The sequence below is a fragment of the Aidingimonas lacisalsi genome (genome assembly GCF_008079445.1).
GTDB lineage: Bacteria > Pseudomonadota > Gammaproteobacteria > Pseudomonadales > Halomonadaceae > Aidingimonas > Aidingimonas lacisalsi.
Map to the genome: position 1 here is coordinate 468070 of NZ_VRYH01000003.1, position 19965 is coordinate 488034.

Annotated in this window: 16 protein-coding genes; 8 read left to right on the plus strand and 8 right to left on the minus strand. The window is 59.0% G+C overall.

Going from position 1 to position 19965, the window contains the following annotated elements:
• Positions 1-70 precede the first annotated feature (70 nt).
• Positions 71-1177: a hybrid-cluster NAD(P)-dependent oxidoreductase gene (locus FVV99_RS08400; RefSeq protein WP_148253585.1), complete on the plus strand. Its 1107-nt coding sequence runs from the start codon at positions 71-73 to the stop codon at positions 1175-1177.
• An 8-nt stretch (positions 1178-1185) separates the two neighbouring features.
• Here FVV99_RS08400 and FVV99_RS08405 read toward each other — a convergent pair whose 3' ends face one another.
• Positions 1186-2325: a PQQ-dependent sugar dehydrogenase gene (locus FVV99_RS08405; RefSeq protein ID WP_148253586.1), complete on the minus strand. Its 1140-nt coding sequence runs from the start codon at positions 2323-2325 to the stop codon at positions 1186-1188.
• 65 nt (positions 2326-2390) lie between these two features.
• Entirely contained in the window at positions 2391-3269 is an 879-nt protein-coding gene (locus FVV99_RS08410) for an AEC family transporter (protein ID WP_148253587.1), read from the minus strand.
• A 234-nt stretch (positions 3270-3503) separates the two neighbouring features.
• On the opposite strand from FVV99_RS08410, the gene FVV99_RS08415 reads away from it, so the two are divergent.
• The 6 genes from FVV99_RS08415 (at position 3504) to FVV99_RS08440 (ending at position 11944) form a co-directional block, all read left to right on the plus strand.
• Complete coding sequence (locus tag FVV99_RS08415; protein ID WP_148253588.1) at positions 3504-4754, plus strand: sarcosine oxidase subunit beta family protein; 1251 nt, start codon at positions 3504-3506, stop codon at positions 4752-4754.
• A gap of 12 nt (positions 4755-4766) precedes the next feature.
• Entirely contained in the window at positions 4767-5138 is a 372-nt protein-coding gene (locus FVV99_RS08420; RefSeq protein WP_148253589.1) for a sarcosine oxidase subunit delta, read from the plus strand.
• On the plus strand, positions 5135-8191 hold the full coding sequence (locus FVV99_RS08425; protein WP_148253590.1) for a sarcosine oxidase subunit alpha family protein: 3057 nt from the start codon (positions 5135-5137) through the stop codon (positions 8189-8191). The genes FVV99_RS08420 and FVV99_RS08425 overlap by 4 nt, the downstream gene beginning before the upstream one ends.
• Positions 8184-8819: a sarcosine oxidase subunit gamma gene (locus tag FVV99_RS08430; protein WP_148253591.1), complete on the plus strand. Its 636-nt coding sequence runs from the start codon at positions 8184-8186 to the stop codon at positions 8817-8819. The genes FVV99_RS08425 and FVV99_RS08430 overlap by 8 nt, the downstream gene beginning before the upstream one ends.
• A gap of 14 nt (positions 8820-8833) precedes the next feature.
• Complete coding sequence (gene purU, locus FVV99_RS08435) at positions 8834-9700, plus strand: formyltetrahydrofolate deformylase (RefSeq protein ID WP_148253592.1); 867 nt, start codon at positions 8834-8836, stop codon at positions 9698-9700.
• Between the two features lie 129 nt (positions 9701-9829).
• Complete coding sequence (locus FVV99_RS08440) at positions 9830-11944, plus strand: TonB-dependent siderophore receptor (protein WP_407921333.1); 2115 nt, start codon at positions 9830-9832, stop codon at positions 11942-11944.
• A 14-nt stretch (positions 11945-11958) separates the two neighbouring features.
• Here the strand turns inward: FVV99_RS08440 and FVV99_RS08445 are convergent, their stop codons facing one another.
• The 4 genes from FVV99_RS08445 to FVV99_RS08460 all read right to left on the minus strand — a co-directional run bounded on the left by FVV99_RS08445 (position 11959) and on the right by FVV99_RS08460 (position 15933).
• Positions 11959-12189, minus strand: a complete 231-nt coding sequence (locus FVV99_RS08445; RefSeq protein ID WP_148253593.1) for a hypothetical protein — start codon at positions 12187-12189, stop codon at positions 11959-11961.
• Between the two features lie 43 nt (positions 12190-12232).
• Entirely contained in the window at positions 12233-14152 is a 1920-nt protein-coding gene (gene fhuB / locus FVV99_RS08450) for a Fe(3+)-hydroxamate ABC transporter permease FhuB (protein WP_236645356.1), read from the minus strand.
• A gap of 55 nt (positions 14153-14207) precedes the next feature.
• A complete protein-coding gene (locus FVV99_RS08455; protein ID WP_236645343.1) occupies positions 14208-15050 on the minus strand; it encodes an ABC transporter substrate-binding protein in 843 nt (280 codons plus the stop codon).
• Positions 15051-15165: 115 nt separating this feature from the next.
• On the minus strand, positions 15166-15933 hold the full coding sequence (locus FVV99_RS08460) for an ATP-binding cassette domain-containing protein (RefSeq protein ID WP_148253595.1): 768 nt from the start codon (positions 15931-15933) through the stop codon (positions 15166-15168).
• A 325-nt stretch (positions 15934-16258) separates the two neighbouring features.
• On the opposite strand from FVV99_RS08460, the gene FVV99_RS08465 reads away from it, so the two are divergent.
• Complete coding sequence (locus FVV99_RS08465) at positions 16259-16870, plus strand: superoxide dismutase (RefSeq protein WP_148253596.1); 612 nt, start codon at positions 16259-16261, stop codon at positions 16868-16870.
• Positions 16871-16942: 72 nt separating this feature from the next.
• On the opposite strand, the gene fhuF is transcribed toward FVV99_RS08465, so the two are convergent.
• Together fhuF and FVV99_RS08475 are read right to left on the minus strand one after the other, a co-directional pair.
• Entirely contained in the window at positions 16943-17710 is a 768-nt protein-coding gene (gene fhuF, locus FVV99_RS08470) for a siderophore-iron reductase FhuF (RefSeq protein ID WP_148253597.1), read from the minus strand.
• Positions 17711-17778: 68 nt separating this feature from the next.
• Positions 17779-19911, minus strand: a complete 2133-nt coding sequence (locus FVV99_RS08475) for a TonB-dependent siderophore receptor (protein WP_148253598.1) — start codon at positions 19909-19911, stop codon at positions 17779-17781.
• Positions 19912-19965: the final 54 nt, after the last annotated feature.

Genomic DNA, 19965 nt, shown 5'->3' on the forward strand with positions numbered 1-19965 from the left:
TGCGCAGAATGCGTGAAACATTGCGCTGTGTCGCATGTCGATCACCCATTCCAGACAGGCGGTAACGACCATGACCACGAGCTTCCTCAATCAGGTGACGACTCAGACCTGGACCAATGGCCGACATCAGGTGCGCTGCGTCAAGGTGATCCAGGAAACCTGGGATGTTCGTACGTACTGCTTCATGGCCGAACAACCGCTGATGTTCTTCTTCAAGCCGGGACAGTTCGTGACGCTGGAACTGGAAATCGACGGTGAGTCGATAATGCGCTCCTATACGATCTCGAGTTCGCCTTCGATCCCGTATAGCTTTTCGATCACGGTCAAACGCCTGCCGGGAGGGAAGGTGTCATCGTGGCTGCATGACAATCTGAAAGTAGGCGACGAGTTGGCCGTCCATGGACCGGTCGGCGACTTCAACGTCATCGACTACCCGGCCGACAAGATTCTGATGTTATCCGGTGGGGTGGGGATTACGCCGTTGATGTCGATGGCGCGCTGGTTTTTCGATACCAACGCCAGCATCGACCTGGAATTCATCCATTGCGCACGTTCACCGCGCGATATCATTTACCACCGCGAGTTGACCCATATGTTCTCGCGGCTACCCGAGTTCAAGCTGCATATCGTGTGTGAACGCAGTCAGGACATGGGCGAGGTATGGGCCGGATTTCGTGGGTACGTTAACCAGCCCATGCTCGAATTGATGGCACCGGATTTTCTCGAGCGCGAAATCTTCTGCTGTGGACCGACGCCGTTCATGAAGGCCATTCGGGGCATTCTGCACGATAATGGCTTCGACATGGCGCACTATCATCAGGAAACCTTCGGTGCCACGCCGGCCGATGTGCAGGAAGAGGTGATCGAACTGGCGGAGCAGGCCGAAGTCGAGGCCGGGGAAATCAACGTCAGCGACATGGTCAATGTCGAGTTTTGCGAATCGGGCAAGAGCGTGCGTGTCACGACCGACGAGACGGTGCATGCGGCTGCCGCCAAGCTCGGGCTCCATATTCCCAAGGCGTGCGGTATGGGCATATGTGGCACCTGCCGGGCGTCATTGCGTACTGGCGAGGTAGATATGGAACACAACGGTGGCATTACCGAAGAGGACATCGCCGAGGGGTACATCCTGACGTGCTGCAGCAAGCCCAGGGGCGATGTCGTCGTCGAGTATTGACCGTCCGATTAATCCAGCGGTTCGAGACGATAGAGACTGCCATTGGTTTCGTCAGTGAGCAGATAAATATAACCGTCAGGCCCCTGTCGGACATCGCGGATGCGACCGATCTCGCCCTCCAGTACCAGCTCGGCGGCCTCGACAGCGTTGCCCTCGACGGTCAGGCGGGTCAGTTTCTCGCTGGATAGCCCTCCGGCCAGCAGGTCATCCTGCCAGTCCGGGTAGTGGCCGCTGCTGACGTAAGCCAGCCCCGAGGGCGCATAGCGGCCTGCGAAGACATGCAGCGGGTCGCGCATCCCGGGAGCGGAATTCTTGCCGATCGGCTCGTTGGTCGCGTAGTCGTTGCCGCGGGAGACCACCGGCCAACCGTAATTGACACCGGCTTCGATTCGGTTGACTTCGTCACCGGTGCGAGGACCATGCTCGGTAGCCCAGATAGTGCCATCGGGGGCGACCGTCATGCCCTGGATATTGCGGTTGCCGAGAGTGAACAACTCGTCCAGGGCGCCTTCCTCGTCAACGAAGGGATTGTCATCGGGCGCGCTGCCATCGGGGTTGAGTCGCATGACGCCACCGGCGTGGTCGCTCTTGTCCTGGGCGCGTTGCGGGTCGCGGCCGCGGTCGCCGATGCCCAGCAACAGAGCGTCGTCCTGGCGCCAGGCCAGACGACCGCTGTAGTGGCGTCCGGGGGCGGAAAAGCGGCTCTGGACAAAGATATCCTCGACATCTTGCAAGGATGTGCCCGCCAATCTAGCGCGTGCCACGGCCGTGGCGCTACCGCCGTCTCCCGGTTTGGAATAACTGAAATAGAGCCAGTCGTTTTCGCCATTGCCGTAGTCGGGATGCAATGCCAAGTCCAGCAATCCTCCCTGACCCTGGGCGGAAACCTCCGGTACGCCCTCCACCGTGGTCTGCTCGCCGTCGTCGATCAGTGTCAACTGTCCGGGGCGCTCACTCACCAGGTAGCGTCCATCGGGGAGAAAGGCAGTGGACCAGGGGTGTTCCAGGTCCGAGGCCAACTGCACCAACCGAAAGTCCAGGTGATCGCTTTCGATACGCTCAGGAGGCGCTTCCTGAGCGGCTAACGGAAGCACGAATGCCAGCAGGCCGAGTCCTGCCGGGAGGGGGGCTGCTGATTTGACTGCCATGGCAACTACCTCATGTCGGAACCGCACTCAGACACTGTAGCAGGCGGAGGCGAGTTGCGGAGGACCTACATCATGAATGCCAGCAGTACCGGCAAGTACAGGAATGAAAGCAGGGTTGAACAGAACACCAGGGCAGCGACGTACTGCGGTTCACGTTGGGAACGTTGGGCGAACAGATAATTGTAGACGGCAATCGGCATGCTCATCTGCAAGACGAGGATGCTGTGGGCCAAAGGCGGTAGCGACAGCAGCATACCTACGATATAGGCCACGACGGCGGCCGTTAGCGTACGCAACAGGCTGAATCCTAGTCCTGACTTGAGGTTGCGTACCTGGATGCTTGCCAATGATACCCCTAGCGTGATCAGCATCAGAGGGACGGTGAAGCCCGAAATCAGGTCGACGGTATTGTCGAGCCATAATGGCAAGTCGGTATCGGTGAGCAACAGCGTCAGAGAGATCAGAATGGCGTAGATGGTTGGCGTACGGACCAGTGTCCGGAGTGGGTTGCGATTGCGGCTGGCCATCGCCGTGCCAAAGGTGAATTGGACCAGTGCCACGGTGACCATGACGGTGATGGCATATGCGAAACCCGCTTCACCGAAGGCATAGAGTGCCACCGGCAATCCCATGTTGCCGGTATTGGGATACATCATCGGCGCCAACAGGACACGCCAGTTCTTACGTAGCAGCCATGCCATGACGATGGTTAGCAGCGCCATGCTGACCAGCACGCATAAGGTGCCGAGCATGGTGCGGCCGAAACTGCCAGCGTCGATATCTGCGCCCGACAGCGATGCAATGATCAGCGACGGTGTACCGATGTTGAAGACCAGTTTCGTGACGAACTCCACTGGGTAGGCGTGGCCCAGGCGAATCCAGATAAACCCCAGGCTGGCTCCCACGAAAACGGGGGCCATGATGGCGATGAGTTCGACAAGCATGAAAGCGGTTCCTGATGCGATGAGATGTTAGCCGAAAGACGTATTGTCCTGAAAAACCGGGTGTGGGGGCAAATCCCGCTTCATCGGTGTGGGTGGCGCCTGGCGATATCGTATTCGCGACAGTCATGTCGCAAACGCATCTTGCCGTGACGTCGCCAAGCATCTTGCGCGCCGAGACGGGGGATACCATCGCAGCATAGAGGGGCAAGTCGGCCAACTCGGGAGAAGCAAGCTATGCAACGGTATTCAGGTTTCGGGCTGGTCAAGCATGCGCTGCGCCATCATGAGGACTGGCAGCGCCAGTGGCGCAATCCCGAGCCGAAGACGCAATACGATGCGATCATCATCGGCGGCGGCGGTCATGGTCTGGCGACCGCCTATTATCTGGCCAAGGAGCACGGCATCACTAATGTCGCCGTACTGGAAAAGGGTTGGCTGGGTGGTGGCAATACCGCGCGCAACACCACCATCGTACGATCGAACTATCTGTGGGACGAAGCGGCGGCACTCTATGAGCATTCCCTCAAGCTTTGGGAAGGCTTGTCGCAGGACATCAACTACAATGTGATGTTCTCCCAGCGCGGCGTGCTGAATCTCGGTCATACTCTCCAGGACATGCGTGACATCCAGCGCCGCGTCAATGCCAATCGTCTGAACGGGGTCGACAGTGAAGTTCTCGACGCCAAGGGCGTGCAGGAAATCGTGCCGATCATCGATGGCTCCAAGCGTGCTCGCTATCCGATCATGGGAGCGTCCTGGCAACCCCGCGCCGGCGTGGCGCGTCACGATGCCGTGGCCTGGGGCTTCGCCCGAGCCGCCGATGCCTATGGTGTCGACCTGCTGCAGAACACCGAGGTGACCGGCTTCAAGATACTCGATGGCCGGGTGGTCGGGGTGCATACCAACCGGGGGGATATCGAGACCCGTACGGTGGGCTGTGTCACGGCCGGCAACTCCGGCGTACTGGCCGGCATGGCAGGCTTCAAGCTGCCACTGGAATCCCATCCGTTGCAGGCGCTGGTTTCCGAGCCCATGAAGCCGATCCTGGATACCGTGGTGATGTCCAATGCCGTCCACGGCTACATCAGTCAGTCCGACAAGGGGGACCTGGTGATCGGCGCCGGCATCGATGGCTATAACGGCTATGGTCAGCGTGGCAGTTACGCAACCGTGGAGCACACGCTGCAGGCCATTGTCGAGATGTTCCCGATCTTCTCGCGGGTCAGGATGAACCGTCAGTGGGGCGGCATCGTGGATACCTGCCCCGATGCCTGTCCGATCCTGTCGAAAACGCCGGTCAAGGGGCTCTTCTTCAACTGCGGCTGGGGAACGGGTGGCTTCAAGGCCACTCCCGGATCGGGCCATGTGTTCGCCGCGACCCTGGCCAAGGGCGAGCCGCATCCATTGGCCGCTCCCTTCAGTATCGATCGTTTCCATAGTGGGGCGTTGATCGATGAGCACGGCGCAGCCGGCGTGGCCCACTAAGGAGGCATGACCATGTTCCATATCTACTGCCCCTATTGCGAAGAGTATCGCGAGGAGGAAGAGTTCCATCCCAAGGGCCAGGCGCATCTCTCCCGGCCCGAGGATCCGGATGACTGTTCGGATGAGGCGTGGGGCGACTACCTGTTCTTCCGCGACAATCCGCGCGGCATCCATCACGAAATGTGGGTGCATGCGCAGGGCTGCCGAAAGTTCTTCAATATCACCCGGCACACGGTGACCTACGAGATTCTCGAGACCTACAAGATGGGGGAACAGCCGACGATCACGGCGGAAACGAATACCGCCAGACCGGCTGCAACCGCATCGTCAGCCGACGATCGAGCGGCGACCGAGGTCAAGGGTGCACAAGGAGTCCAGGCATGAGTCAGTCAACCAAGCAACCCAATCGCCTGGCAGCAGGCGGCAGTGTCGATCGCACCCGCACGCTGAAGTTCACCTTCAATGGGCAGGCGTACACCGGGCATCCCGGCGATACGTTGGCGTCGGCATTGCTGGCCAATGGCGTGGATCTGGTCAATCGCAGCTTCAAGTATTCGCGTCCGCGGGGCATCGTCGCGGCCGGCGCGGAAGAACCCAATGCCGTCATGCAACTCGGTGCCAGTGAAGCGACTCAGGTACCCAACGTGCGTGCCACTCAACAGGCGTTGTATGACGGCCTGGTGGCGTACAGCACCAATGGCTGGCCCGATGTCCAGAAAGATCTGATGAGCTGGATTGGCAAACTGGGTGCTCCCTTCATGCCGCCGGGGTTTTATTACAAGACTTTCATGGCGCCGGCATCGATGTGGATGACCTACGAGAAGTATATCCGCAAGACGGCCGGTCTCGGTCGCAGCCCGTCGGAACCGGACCCGGATATCTACGACCACATGAACCGGCACTGCGACGTGCTCGTCATCGGTGGCGGGCCGGCAGGACTGGCTGCGGCATTGAGCGCGGCGCGTTCCGGCGCGCGCGTGATCGTGGCCGATGAGCAGGAAGCGATGGGCGGTTCTCTGCTCGACAGTCGCGATCGCCTCGATGACCAACCCGCGCACGCGTGGGTCACGACGGCATTGGAGGAACTGGCGGCCCGGGACAACGTGACACTGCTCACGCGCACTACGGCCAATGGTTATCATGACCACAATTTCGTGACGCTCCACGAACGGCGTACCGAGCATCTGGCCGATAGTGCCCCGACGATCGAGGGTCGGCGTCAGCCGCGTTCGCGCTTGCACCGCGTTCGGGCCGGGCAGGTGGTACTCGCCACCGGTACCCATGAGCGGCCGCTGGTCTACGGCAACAACGACTTGCCGGGCAATCTGCTGGCCGGCGCCGTGTCGACCTATATTCGTCGTTATGGGGTGATACCCGGCCGTAAACTGGTACTGACCACCAGTAACGATCATGCCTATCGCGCCGCACTGGACTGGCATGAGGCAGGACACGAGGTCGTGGCCATTGCCGATGCCCGTGAAGCGCCCGAGGGAGAACTCGTCGAGCAGGCCCGGAAGCACGGCATTCGTGTCATTGCCGGCAGTGCCATTATTGAGGCAACCGGTAGCAAACGGGTCAGCGGCGCACGGGTGGCTCGCATCGATCGCGACGGTTTCAAGGTCGTCGGCCCGGTGGAGACGCTCGATTGCGACACCATTGCCAGCTCCGGCGGCTACAGTCCGGTGATTCATCTGGCGTCTCATACCGGTGCACGACCGACCTGGAACGAGGAGGTTCTCGGCTTCGTTCCCCATACCGTAAAAGGCGTGACGACCACGGGCGGTGCTCGCGGGGTCTATCCATTGGCTGACGTATTGGCGGATGGTGCCGAAGCCGGTGCCGTAGCCGCTACGGCCATGGGCTTCGAGGTCGCTACCGAGGCTCGTCACGTCCCCCAGGCAACAGTGGTGACGGAAGGCGCAGCCTGCGCACTCTACCAAGTGCCACACGAGAAGCCGACCCTGCGTGCCCCGAAGCAGTTCGTGGATCTGCAGAATGACGTCACCGCGGCGGCGATCGAACTCGCCACCCGCGAAGGTTTCGAGTCGATCGAACACGTCAAGCGTTACACCGCCATGGGGTTCGGTACCGACCAGGGCAAGCTCGGCAACATCAACGGCATGGCCATCGCCGCCCGCTGCCTGGGCAAGTCGATCCCCGAGGTGGGCACCACGGTGTTCCGGCCCAACTACACCCCGGTCACCTTTGGCGCCGTCGTCGGTCGCCACTGCCGGGAACTGTTCGACCCCGAGCGTTATACCGCAATGCACCAGTGGCATGTCGAACACGGCGCCGAATTCGAGGACGTCGGGCAGTGGAAGCGCCCCTGGTACTATCCGCGCCGCGTGAATGGCCGACTCGAGTCCATGCATGAGGCGGTGGTGCGCGAATGCCGGGCGGTGCGTGAACATGTCGGTATCCTGGATGCTTCGACGCTGGGCAAGATCGACATCCAGGGGCCCGGTGCGCGCGAGTTCCTTGGCAGGGTCTACACCAACAAGTGGGCCAAGCTGGCTCCCGGTCGCGTCCGTTATGGCCTGATGTGCAAGGACGACGGCATGGTGATGGATGACGGTACCACCAGTTGTCTGGGGGAGAACCACTTCCTGATGACGACCACGACGGGGGGCGCCGCCGCCGTGCTCGAATGGCTGGAAATGTGGCACCAGACCGAGTGGCCGGAACTCGACGTGTATTTCACCTCCGTCACCGATCATTGGGCAACCATGACCGTGACCGGCCCGGAGGCGCGTAAGCTGCTTGCCGAGATCACCGATATCGATCTCGATCGCGAGTCCTTCAAGTTCATGGACTGGCGTGAAGGCAGGGTCGCCGATGTGCCGGCGCGCGTGTTCCGGATCTCCTTCACCGGTGAGCTGGCGTTCGAGATCAATGTGCAGGCCAACTACGCCATGCATGTCTGGAAAACCCTGTTCGAGCATGGCGACAAGTACGGTCTGACGCCCTACGGCACCGAGACCATGCACGTGTTGCGCGCCGAAAAGGGCTTCATCATTGCCGGCCAGGACACCGACGGCTCGGTGACACCGGAAGACCTGGGCATGCACTGGGCGATCGGTTACGACAAGCCATTCCCTTGGATCGGTAAACGGGCGCTATCACGTTCCGATACGCGTCGCACGGATCGCAAGCAACTGGTCGGGCTGAAACCCAGGAACCCTGAAGTGGTGTTGCAGGAAGGGGCACAGATCGTCTTCGATCCGCAGCAGACGATCCCGATGACCATGGTCGGTCACGTCACGTCCAGCTACTACAGTCCGACGCTGGAAAGCGGCTTCGCCCTGGCGGTGGTCAAGGGCGGTCATCAGCGCATGGGCGAAACCGTCTATCTGCCCATGGTCGATGGCACCATCCATGAAGCCGAGATCGTCGGCACCCAATTCGTCGATCCGGAAGGAGCACGTCAGAATGTCTGATATCCGCCAGTTCCAGACGCACCCCGAGGTCGAAATCGCCACCGAATCGCCGCTTGCCTATTCGCGGCAACGCTCCGGAGCGCCTGCGATCACGGTGAGCTCTCAGGTCATGCTGCGTGAACGGCCCTTTCAGGGACACCTGACCCTGCGTGGTGGGGCGATAGTGCTGGACGAGGCGCTACGCCACGTACTTGGCCTGTCGTTGCCCAGCCAGCCTCATGGATTGAATCATGATGACAGTGGTGAACGCTCCGTGCAGTGGCTGGCACCCGATGAGTGGCTGCTGATCGTGCCCGGCGGGGAAGAATTCTCGCTCGAGACCCGTCTGCGTGATGCTCTGGGTGACGCCCATGTCAGCATCGTCGATGTCAGTGGCGGTCAGACGGTGATCGATATCGAGGGCGAGATGGCACATGCGGTACTGATGAAGTTCACGCATTACGATGTCGATCCCACGGTCTTTCCGGTCGGCAAGGGGGTGACGACAGGTTTCGCCAAGACGTCAGCGATCCTGCGTCGGTCATCGGCATCGCGGTGGGAACTGGTCGTACGACGCAGTTTCGCCGACTACCTCTATCGCTGGTTGCTGGATGCCGGGGAAGAGTATGGCATCGGTGTCGAACGCTGACGGAGGTATCGATCATGAGCGCATCACCGGCAGCCTGGACCATTGCCGCGCAATCGCCCAGCCGGTTGGGAACCGTGGATGTCGTTACCCGGTTTCTCAAGGAGCAGCGTTGCTATATCACCGAGCTCAACTCCTTCGACGACCGCTTGGTCGAACGCTTTTTCATCCGGGCCGAATTCCGGCCCGAGGCGGATGGCTTCGACAGCGACGCCTTCCGTGAGGCGTTTGCTGAGCGTGCCGCCGAGTTCGACATGACCTTCGAGCTGACGCCGCCCGAGACGCGCATGCCGGTGGTGATCATGGTTTCGAAGGCGGATCACTGTCTCAATGACCTGTTGTATCGCTATCGCATCGGCCAATTATCCATGGACATCCGGGCGGTCATTTCCAACCATCCCGATCTTGAGCCGTTGGTCGCCTGGCATGAATTGCCCTATTACCATTTGCCGATCACGCCTCACACCAAAGCGGAGCAGGAGGCCCAGGTCTGGCGGGTGATCGAGGAAACCGGTGCGGAACTGGTCATCCTGGCGCGTTACATGCAGGTGCTGTCCAGCGATATGTGTCACCGGCTCGCCGGACGAGCGATCAATATCCATCACTCGTTGCTACCCGGTTTCAAGGGGGCCAAACCGTACCATCAGGCGTACGAGAAGGGCGTCAAACTGGTAGGGGCGACGGCGCATTACATCAACGACGATCTCGACGAAGGGCCGATCATCACGCAGCGCGTCGAATCGGTCAGTCATGCCGACTATCCGGAAGATCTGGTGGCCAAGGGGCGTGATGTGGAACGTCTGACGCTGGCGCGAGCGGTCAGCTACCATGTGGAACGGCGCGTCTTTTTGCACGCCCAACGCACGGTGGTGTTCGATCGCTGAGCAATCGTTTAGCCGCATGCCAGTGGTTGTAAAGCCATGAAGCGGATAGGCGGGATGCATTCTTGTCGATGTAAATAAAAGTAATTATCATGAATCTTACTTTTATCCCTTTGCATCCCGAGGTTTCTCATGGCGTCCTGTGTCACTCCCTCTCTGACGGTCAGCCCATTGATGCTGGCCGTTCGACGAACCCTGGCCCTGTCTCTATCCGGCACCTTGCTGAGTCTGCCAGCCGCCACGATGGCTCAAGAAGCGACTCAAGCACAGCAAGGCGAGAATCATGACGCCATGGTCGTGACGGCAACGGCATTGAAGGTGGATACGCCGACTATCGAAACTCCTCGTGCCACCTCGCAGGTGACAGAAGACGAACTGGATAAGCGGGCCGTCAATAACTATGACGAGGTCTTCCGCTATCGCAGCGGAGTACAGGCGACCCCTTATGGAAGCGACAATGGTGTCGATTGGTTCAATATTCGGGGTTTCAGTGGTGAGGATTCTACCTATCAGGACGGCCTGCGACTCTTCCGCGAAGGAGGGTATTTTTGGTGGGTGACAGAGCCCTATGGACTGGAACGTGTCGATTTGCTCAAAGGTCCCGCTTCGATTCTTTATGGCGAAGCACCTCCAGGGGGCGTAGTCAACGCGATCAGCAAGCGACCGACCGAAGAAGCCAGGGGCGAGTTTGAAGTCCAGGGGGGTAACAAGGACCATCGCCAAGTGGGCATCGATACCTCCGGCCCGGTCGCCGGTACCGACAATATGCGCTATCGCATGGTCGGGCTCTTCCGTGATGGCGATGGCGAGTTGGATTACACTGACAATCAGCGCGTGTATCTAGCCCCGAGCCTGGCGGTGGATCTCTCCGATGACACCACAATGACTTTCCTGGCCAGCTACATGAAGGACCACGGCACACCAAGCAAGGGCTTTCGGCCACCGGAAGGCTCTTTATATGATACGCCGTTTGGGCGAATCGATCGTGATACCTTTCTGGGTGAGCCGGATTATGACCGCCAAGAGCGCGAGCAACTGTCGTTGGGATATGAGCTAGAGCACAATGTAAATGACACATGGCAGTTCCAACAGAATTTACGTTATAGCACTCTAGACCTTTTGTTGCGTACAGTGTCTCCACGCTTTGAGTTGGATGGTCGTGATGTTGCTAGGGATTTAACGTATAGGGACGGTAGTTATGATTCTCTCACTGTTGATAATCGCCTGATCGCCAAATGGTATACAGACAATACAGAAAATACTCTGTTATTGGGCATTGATTATCAGGATTTTGATATCGACTATATGAATGGCGATTTTTTTGATTTTGGAGATATTGATGTCTTTGACCCGCATTATGGGAATTTTACTGCGTCATCGTTAAATTATCAGGCTGAAGAAAAGAAAGAACAAATTGGTGTGTATCTGCAGGATCAGTTGCGGCTTGGTGATCGCTGGATCTTGCTGGGTGGAGTTCGTCATGACTCAGTTGATGTCGAAAGTTATAGCGAAGATCCCTTTGCAAATGATTATAATGAGACTGAAAATCAACTGTCATTCAGTGGGGGGGTAATGTATTTGGGAGATTATGGAATCTCACCCTACCTGAGTTATAGCGAGTCTTTCAGCCCACAAGTGGGGCGAGGTCCGGATGGGCAAGCCTACGAGCCCAGCGAGGGGGAGCAGTGGGAGGCAGGTGTGAAATATACTCCCAATTGGCTTGATGGTTACGTAACTGCTGCAGCATTCGACCTCAAAGAAACCAATACGCTTTACACGAACGCCCAGCTAGCTCAAACGCAAGGTGGTGAGCGTCATTCACAAGGTTTCGAACTGGAGGGCGTAGGCTATTTGACCGATCAGCTTCAGCTAACGGCGGCTTACACTTATCTGGATACCACCATTGAAGATCCCGAGCGCGGTGAGTTTCGTGCCGGTTTGACACCACGCCACCAGGCCTCGTTGTGGTTGGATTATGGATTCGAAGGTGGGGTGTTGAATGGTTTGGATATCGGTGCCGGTGCACGTTATGTAGGCGATAGCGTTGATGCTGCTGAGGATAGTAATGCCAAGGTATCTTCCTATACTGTTTATGATGCCAAGGCCAGTTATGACATCAATGACTCTTGGACCGCTCAGGTGAACGTCACTAACCTGACCGATAAAGAGTACGTAAGTGGTTGTGACTCTTGGTGCTACTACGGCGAATCGCGCAGTGTGATCGGTAGTCTCAGCTATCGCTGGTGAGGTCGAGTCGGCGGTCAATCAAGCAGTGGGTTGCCTGGTGTGGGTTGATCGGTTATGGGCGATTCCAGTAACCCCAGGAGCAGTACGCCGCCACTGCAAGGGCGTATGCCGATCGTGGTGATCGTGACCTGTAGATCGACCCATCCATGAGGGTGGGCCGTGGCGATAAACGGCATCAGAAACAGGGCGATACCGATGCCTGGCACGCGGCATCGGGCGAGCATCGAAGCGACTGGGGTCGCCATCCAGGCATCTCTGTGGTGGGAGAACTCACCGTAAGCGTCCCTATTAAATACGGCGTAATCCCCACATGAAATAGGCACCACCCACCAGCGAGGCGACCAGTCCCGCCGGAATTTCTTCGGGAAAGAGCAGTTGCCTGCCCAACCAGTCGGCAACCGTCATCAGGATGGCCCCTACCAGGGCTGCTCCCAGTAGATGCGAGCGTGCGCGCGCAAAGCCCATCAAGCGCGCCATGTGTGGTGCCAGCAGGCCGACGAAGGAGAGCGGCCCGACGACCAGTGTCGCGCAGGCGGTTAGCAATGCCACCAAGCCGAGTAAAACAAGACGCGCACGCGTAATGTCGATACCCAGGCCGTGGGCGGTCGGAGTTCCCAATGGCAGGATATCCAGCCAGCGAGTGAAGGGTCTGGCTATCAGCGCCAATAGCAGCGCGAGTATTGCGACCGTGGTGGCGGTTGTCAGATCGACATAGTAGGTAGAACCCGACAGCCAAGCCACGACTTGCTGGCCGCGAGGGTCCCCACCAGCAAGCACGATGGCGCGCACCGCATCGAAGAGAGCCGTGATCGCAACACCTGTCAACAGCAACCGTTCCGGAAGGAAGCCGCTGCGGTGATTGAGCAGGATCAGCACACCAAGTACCGCCAGCGCACCGAGCGTACCGATACCGATCAGTGCCAGGTGCGATGCGCCGGGCAACAGATAGATGGCGCCAATCAACGCGATGGCCGTGCCGCCGCTGATGCCGAGTACTTCCGGGCTGGCCATCGGGTTGGCGGTCAGACGCTGAATGAGTGTCCCCGCGATCGCTAGCATGACCCCACTGCCGCTAGCCGCTAGCAGGCGCGGTAAGCGCCACTCCAGAGTGAGCCATTGTGAGGGGCCGAGCCACTGCCATCCTTTGTCTCCCTGGCCGGTCAGCAGGGCGGCGAGGATAGCCAGTACCAGCAGCGCACTCAGTGCAGTGGCCAGGCGTCCCGGTGCGGAGTGGCGGCGCATGAGACTGTGGTTAGCGGTCGTTGGATGGCCGCTGTGCAACGCAAGGCGCGGAATCAGCCATAGCAACAATGGCGCACCGAGTGCTGCGGTCGTGGCGCCGGTTGGAATCAGGGTTGGCAGGGTGCCGGAAAAACGTTGTAGCAGTAAGTCGGTACTGGCCAGCAACAGTGCCCCCAGCAAGGGGGCCCATAACAGGCGTTGCATCAGCCGTCTCGCACCCGCCAGACGCACGATGGCAGGGGCTGCCAGGCCGATGAAACCGATCACACCCACGACGCTGACCACGCAGGCCGTCAGGAAGACGCCGACTCCGAGTCCAGCCAGACGCATTCGTTTGAGCGAGACCCCCAGGCTACGCGCATTGGCGTCGTCGAGGTCAAGGATTGCCAGTGGCCTGAGCAGGAGGATGGCCAGCAAGGCGCCGATAGCCAGTCGAGGCCAGAGGAACTCGACCCCTTCCCATCCGCTCTGCGATAGAGAGCCCGCTCCCCAGATCAACAGGCCTTTCAGGGATTCCTGATTAAACAGCAACAGCGCCATGCCCAGTGCGCCGGCATAGAGATTGACCACCAGGCCGGCCAACACCACGACCATGGGGGCCAGACCGCGGCGCCAGGACAACAGGAACACCAGACCCATGGCCAAGCCGCCGCCGGCGAGGGCCACCCATTCACGGCCCAAGGCGAACAGCCAGGGCGCCATCAATGTCGCCGCCATCAAGGCAAGATTGGCACCGCTGGCAACGCCCAGCGTTGTGGGGGCTGCCAAGGGATTGCGTAGAACCTGCTGCATCAGGACGCCGGCCAGGCCAAGACCTGCGCCCGCCAGCAGAGAGATGGTCAGTCGTGGCCACCAACTGTAATGCAATACGATCTGGGTGACATTGTCCGCTTGCGGGAAAAACAGTGCAGACAGTGCCGTCGACAACGCGCCGGCATGTTGAAGTGCCAGGCCTGCCAGGCCCATTGCCAATAGGCAGAAGGTCAGACAGAGTCGTGGTGGTGTCAGGCGCAGACGCGAATCAAGCACGGTCGGTGTCCTCCAGGGCCTCGACCAGCAAGTTGGCGAAACGCTGCGCCGATGGTAGACCACCGAAGGTCCATACCGGATCGAGCCAAATGACGTCACCACGCTTGACGCTGGGCAAACGCTGCCAAAGTCCGCTGTTGGCCAGTCGTTCTTCGACACCCACAGGCAGTGGTTTGATGACCACGAGTCGGGCGTCGATGGTCATGAGGTCTTCGATGCCAACCAGGGAGAACCCCCACGCATTGGTCGGCTCCTGCCAGCCGTTCTCCAGTCCCAGACGCTCAGTGACGGCCTGTAACAGGCTGTGATCGCCGAAGACACGGGCATGTCGTGCATCCATCAACTGGATCATCAAAAGAGGGTCCCGTGAAGCAGATAGGGTATTGCGCTGGCGTTCCAGTTGGTCTTCCGTGTTCTCGACCAGGGTGTCGGCGGCAGTTTCACGTGCGGCAATGTCTCCCAATTGATGGGTCATCTCGACCAACTGGTCCCACAAGGGTCTCTGGCCAGTATAGAAATCCAGCGTTTCCACCTTGGCGATGCGTGACAGCTTCGGCTTCAGCCTGGAGAACATGGGTGAAATCAGGATTCGCGACGGGGCAAGTTCCGACAGGCGTTCCAGATTGGGCTGGGAGCGCAGGCCGAGGTCAACGACCTCGTCGGGCATGGCCGGCTTCCCTACCCAGTCATGGTAGGCATCTATCTGAGCCACGCCTGCGGGCGGTGCGTCCAGTGCCACCAGTGTCTCAGCCAGCGTCCAGTCGATGGTGGCAATACCTGTATCGTCTGCGGCCAGTGTCAGCGGTGCCGGTATGAGCGCGATCAGTACTGCCAACAAGGCATGCCGCCATCTGCATAGCTCGATTCGCCTGGCACGTAGGCATGCAGGCAGTCTGAATGACGGAAAGACTGACAATGAAGGCTCCGACACGATCATTCCGAGGTAGGTGTCAATGGATCACGGCGATAGCGTGCTCTCCACTGGGATGAGTCATGATATGCATGGGAATGCCATAAATGGCTTCCAGAGTGTCGTCCTTCATCATTTCCTCGGGGGAACCTTGAGCGAGCACCCGACCGCTATGCAGGGCGATGAGATGGTCGCAATAACGTGCTGCCATATTGACGTCATGAAGCACCACGATAACGCCTAGCTGCAGCTCTTCGCATAGCTTGCGTATCAGTGCCAGCACTTCGACCTGGTGTGCCATATCCAATGCAGCGAGTGGTTCGTCGAGCAGCAGAAAACGACTGCCCTGAGCCAGCAACATGGCTAGCCAGACACGCTGGCGTTCGCCACCGGACAAGGTCTCGACCAGGCGATCGGCAAAATCCTGAGTATGGGTCAACTCAATGGCCCGCTCGATCTGGGCGTGGTCTTCACGTGTCAGCCGACCGAGTAAGCCGTGCCATGGATAACGGCCGAAACCAATCAATTCACGGCCGGTGAGCGTCTCTGCACTGGGCAACTGTTGCGGCAAGTAAGCGACTTGCCGAGCGAACTCCCGCGGGCCCCAGTCCTCCAGCGGCCGACCATCGAGACGGACATCGCCCTGGCTTGCCTGTTGTTGCTGGGCCAGGATCTTCAGCAGGGTCGATTTGCCCGAACCGTTATGCCCGATGAGGCCGTATACATTGCCCTCGGCGAAACCAAGGTCGGTTGGGTGAAGCAGACATTTGCCATTGACCTCGAAGGTCGCGGCCTTGACGTCGAACATGTTGGACTCCGCTTGGCAGAGGTTGGCGCATCAGCGATACACTGGGAATGACGGCAGGACTGAACGCCGATGTCGTCACATCGATGCCGTGGTTAGTACGCCGTGCCAATTGCCAACTGTAAAGCAAATAAGAATGGTTATCAAAGGTTGGGTGTCACGTACAAGGGGGTGATGGGCCCGATTGTCGAATCGCCCTTGAGTTTGTTGGCGCTCATCCCCATACAATGAGACGGCATGCAGGAACAGTGGTGAACCCGTCGTGTTTTACGTGCATTCACTGGCGATGGCCACTATTCTCTAGCCCAAACCATAAGGAGTTGATGAAATGCCACACACTCTCCCCGAATTACCGTATAGCTACGACGCGCTGGAACCGCATATCGATGCCATGACCATGGAGATTCACCACTCCCGGCACCATCAAACCTATGTCAATAACCTCAATGGCGCGCTGGAAGGTACCGGATTGGAAGAGGTTCCGGTCGATGAGTTGATCGCCAACCTGGATCGTGTTCCGGATGACAAGCGCCAGCCGGTAATCAACAATGGCGGCGGTCATTCCAATCACGCCAAGTTCTGGACCATGATGTCTCCGCAAGGCGGAGGACAGCCAAAAGGCAAGGTGGCGTCAGCCATCGAGAGTGAACTCGGCGGTTTTGATGCCTTCAAGGATGCCTTCAAGAAGGCGGCACTCGGTCGCTTCGGCAGTGGTTGGGCATGGCTGAGCGTGACACCGGAGAAGAAGCTGGTCGTCGAGAATACGCTCAATCAGGATAGCCCGCTCATGCATGGCAACACCCCAGTCCTCGGTCTGGATGTCTGGGAACACGCCTACTATCTGAAGTACCAGAACAAGCGTCCGGACTATGTTGAAGCGTTCTTCAACGTCATCGACTGGGATGAAGTGGAACGTCGTTACCAGGATGCTACTGCCTGAATGGCAGCATGATTCGTACGGTCAAGTTGACCGTGATGTCAATGCGCCGCGCTCCCTTGGGGGCGCGGCGCATTACTTGCGGACCTGCCTGTCACAGCCTTCCAGTGGGCAATTGCCGCAGTAGCCGATTTCCGGAAGGAGATAACGTAGGCAACAAAGCTTGCGTAAGCGTTTGACGTCCTGATTCTGTGACTCGATATAGCGTATCGGGCGATACAGCGGGTTGCGGCGCCCATCGGGGTAGTGGCGTGACTCCAGCAACGCCTGCGCTTCCCCGGCAATCCCGGGTGAGGCTTGGGGATGTCGCTCGATCGCTGTGGCGTAATGTTCGAATACATTACCCGCATTGCTCCAGAACACACGAGTAGAGGCGCCGGATAGGTCGGACAGCATCTTGAACAGAGGCGCCAGGTGACCATCGAGCAGTGTCTTGAAGCGTGCAAATAGGCCTCGCGACACGAGGGGAGTCCCTTCGTGGACTAGACACAGGCGCTCTGTTCGACCCTCGGGTGTCAACACCAGATGAGTCTCTTCAAGGGCAATCGGGAGTTCGCGCTCGAGGATCAGATTGGCGAGCAAGGTCGGTGCCAGTACGGCGTTGATGTGCCATTTCGACCAGAGCGATGCGATGGCACGACGGTCACCGTGCCCGTACTGAGCGGCGAATCGCTCCAGCAGGTTGTCCAGCGTACCGGCATCGAGCAGTTGACCGCCAGCCAAGGCATGACTCGGTGCGCTACCGATGGATGGGGGTGCCAGGGACTCGAGAGGGCCCACGTACAGATCGCTCAGACATGGCGTGGTCACTGTGGCAAACGGTAAGTGAGCAGGTGCATTCATGACTGAACCTCTGACGTGGGAGCCTCCACTGTAAAGTCAATACGAATCGTTATCAACTTTGTCGGTCATCAGAAGTCATAGCTGACTGACGCGGTAATGTTGCGTTCGGCACCGAAATAGCAGTAGTCCAGAGAGTTGCACGAAGCGACATACTCTTTGTCGAGCAGGTTGCCGACCTTGAGTCGAGCGCTCATGCCTTCCAGGCCGAATTGTTCGAGATCGTATCCAAGAGTGGCATCCACCAGCGTGTAGTCGGGCACTTTCTCGGTATTGGCACGATCGGCATAGATGTCGGCGTAGTAGCGTACGCCCAAGCCGGCATCGAGCCCTTCGAGGGCGCCGTCCTGGAAGGCATAATGGCCCCACAGGCTGGCCTGATGGCGAGGTGCATAGATGGCATGGCTGTCTTCCTCGCTCTCTACGTCGCTCTTGGCGTAGGTGATGTCGGTATAGCTGTAGGCGGCTTGTAGGCGTAGTTCGTCCGTCAGTTGCTTACGGGTTTCCACTTCCAGGCCTTGTGACTCGATCTCGCCGATGGAGCGGTAGGGGTCGGTGGGCTGCTCCTTGGTCGCGACGTTTTCCTGATTGATGCGGAAAAGCGAGAGACTGTAGCGGTCTTGCGTGCCCGGTGGCTGGTACTTGAGGCCTGTCTCCCACTGCTCGCCCTCCATGGGGTCGAGCACATCACCGTCGATATCGACGAAGCTGGTCGGCGTGAAGGCCGTATTGTAGCTGACGTAGGGTGCGACCCCGTTATCGAACAGATACAAGAGCCCAGCGCGGCCGCTGAAATAGGTTTCGTCGAGCGTATCCTCGTGATCGGCCAGCTTTTGCTCATTGGTGATCGAGACCCAGTCGTAGCGGCCGCCGAGCGTCAGGCGCCAGCGATCGAACGCCATCTGATCCTGTAGGTAAACGCCCGTCTGGGTCAGTTCGTGGCGTTCGTCGTTGGTGACGACGATATCCCCGATGGGATCGGCGCCATATTGTGGATCGAAGGCGTCGATAGAAGGGAAGGCGCCTGAAGTCCAGACCACGTCGTTCTCGCGCTTCTGATAGTCGACGCCCACCAGCAAGGTGTGGTCGATGAAGCCGCTGGAGAATTGTCCCTCGAGTTGGTTATCGACTGTCCAGGCTTCGAGTGATTCCCGGCCACCGGAGTAATAGCGAGTCAACTCGTTGGCATCGGGTGACACCCATCCATAGCCATAGACCTGGTTCAGGGTGGTATCCGAGTTCAGGTAGCGCAGCTTCTGACGCGCAGTCCAGGCGTCATTGAAACGGTGCTCGAGGCCGTAACCGAACATCCGTTGGGTACGCTCGAACTTGTCGTAATCGTCCTCGCCGTCGAAGAAGTTATTGCTGATCTGCTGACCATTGTGGCTTTCCACCGCTCCCTCGTAAGGCACACCGGAGTGGTAACCGCCTTCCGGATCTTTCTGCAGATACGCCATGAACGACAGGGTCGTGTCATCGGTAACGTCCCAGGTCACCGAGGGAGCGATGGCATAGCGCTCCTCCTCGACCGGGCCGAACTGGGTATCCGCGCCGCTGGCCAGCCCGACTACGCGATAGGCGGCACGCCGCTCGTCGTCCAGTGGTCCCGTGAAATCGAATGCCGCGCTGCGCTGGCTATTGTTTCCGACGCTGAGGCGCAACTGACGCTGCGTATCGAACTGGGGCTGCTTACTGGTCATTGCCACCAGCCCCCCGGGCGACGAGCGACCGTAAAGCACCGAGGCCGGGCCCTTGACGATCTCGACACTCTCCAGGAAATAGGGGTCGATCACCATCGAGCTGTAACCGTTGGTGTCGCCCATCACCTTGAGGCCATCGAGGTAGGTATTGCTCAGGCTGCCGTCGGAGAACCCCCGCATGACCAGGTAATCGTAGCGATTGGACGCACCGACCTGGTTGGTATACACCCCGGGCGTATATTGCACGGCTTCCCTGAGCGTGCGGGTGTCGCGCTCATCCATCTCGTCGCGATCGACGCGCGAGACAGACTGCGGTGTTTCTATGAAGGGGGTCTGAGTCTTGGTCGCTGCCCGTTGTGCAGTCACGGTGACGGTATCCAGTGACTCGGCATCGTCACTCGCTGTTGCCGTGGTCGTCGACGTTTCTTCCTGCGCCCAGGCTGGCGTCAGCATACCGCTCGCCAATAGGGCGACCGCCAATGAGAGAGGATGTCTTGTCAGCATGAAAAGATCCCTGATTATGAATTTCTCTAGTAATGAGAATTATTTCATTTTTTG